The 974-nt window shown below is 62.0% G+C and carries 1 pseudogene; it reads right to left on the bottom strand.

The window, feature by feature from the left end:
- Positions 1-974: pseudogene (locus J0O65_RS28440) on the bottom strand (hypothetical protein); the annotation flags it as partial.

Genomic DNA, 974 nt, shown 5'->3' with positions numbered 1-974 from the left:
AGGCCGATGTTGGCGGCGCTGGTCTGGCTGCCTGACAGATCCACGCTGGCACCTGTCAGATTGGCGCTGCCCGCCGCCAGATTCTGGCCGTGCGCGGCCAACGTTTGTGTTGTGCTGATTGTCAGGTCGCCACTTGTGCCCAGCTTGCCATCGGCCTGCATGCCCGCGCCGACCAAGCTGCTTGCGCTGCTGTCGAGGGTTTTCGCTGTCAGGCTGGTGTTGCCCTGCGCCGCGATGACGCCCCTGTTCACAATGGCGCCTGTTGCGGTCAAGGATTGATTCCCTGCCGCATACAGGCTGCCCGTATTGCTCAAGCTGGCCAGTGTCGCGTCCAGGTTGACGCCGGCAAACACGTTGCCTGCGCTGTTGTTCAAGTTCGCCACATTCAGGGTGGCATTGCCGGCCACGGCCTGCAACTGGCCTTTGGTATTGTCGATGTCGCCACCGGACAATGCCAGATGACGTCCTGCCGCCACGGTGCCTTCGGTATTGACCAGACTGCCCACCGTAAGCTCGGCATCCTGCGCCGCCACGATGCGGCCTGTGTTGTTCAGCAATACCTGAGATTTGACCAACGCATCGCCATTGCCTTCGATCTTGCCGCCCGTGTTGTCCAGCTGGCCGGTAGCGCTCACCGTCATCAGTCCGGTGCCGGTCTGCGCCAGACTGCCGGCGCGGTTGTCCAGGCTGCCGGCATTGATGGTCAGCTGATTGGCCACCGTCGTCGCATTGCGGTGGTCGAAGGTGGCTGCTGTGATATCCAGCTTGCCATTGCCCGTGATCTTGCCGGATTGATTAAGGAACTGGCCCGCGTTGATGGTCAGCAGACCCGCACCCGCGTGCTCCAGCTTGCCATTGACGTTCGTCAACACCGTCGCGTTCAAGGCCAGATTGTTGCTGTTGACGGCGATACGGCCCGCCGTGTTGTCCAGCTTGGTCGTGGTGATGACGGTGTCGCCAGTACCCGTCTGCAC

Origin of the sequence: Janthinobacterium sp. JC611 (genome assembly GCF_018682595.1) — a bacterium.
Classification (GTDB): domain Bacteria; phylum Pseudomonadota; class Gammaproteobacteria; order Burkholderiales; family Burkholderiaceae_D; genus Janthinobacterium.
This window is presented reverse-complemented; position numbering and strand designations above follow the sequence as displayed.